1 pseudogene is annotated in these 300 nt (G+C 61.7%); it reads left to right on the top strand.

What is annotated here, in order from left to right:
- Positions 1-300: pseudogene (locus tag EOB49_RS34475) on the top strand (sugar ABC transporter ATP-binding protein); the annotation flags it as partial.

The raw sequence follows: 300 nt of genomic DNA, 5'->3' as shown, positions 1-300 counted from the left end.
TGCCGCTGTCACGCCGCCAAATCGTCGAGATCGCAAAGGCGCTGGCCAGGAAGCCGCGCATCCTGATCCTCGACGAGGCGACCTCGGCACTGACCGCGACCGACGTTGCCAAGATCTTCAGCGTGCTCAAGCGATTGCGCTCGGAAGGGCTGGCGCTGCTTTACATCTCGCACCGCATGAACGAGATCGCCGAGCTTGCCGACCACTGCACGGTGTTTCGCAACGGCCGCAATGTCGCCAGCTACAAGGCAGGCACAAAGAGCGACAATGAGGTGGTCGAACTGATGATCGGCCGCGAAT

Origin of the sequence: Mesorhizobium sp. M7A.F.Ca.MR.148.00.0.0 (genome assembly GCF_003997735.1) — a bacterium.
Classification (GTDB): domain Bacteria; phylum Pseudomonadota; class Alphaproteobacteria; order Rhizobiales; family Rhizobiaceae; genus Mesorhizobium.
Note: the sequence above shows the minus strand (reverse complement) of the source record. Positions and strands in the feature narration are given on the sequence as shown.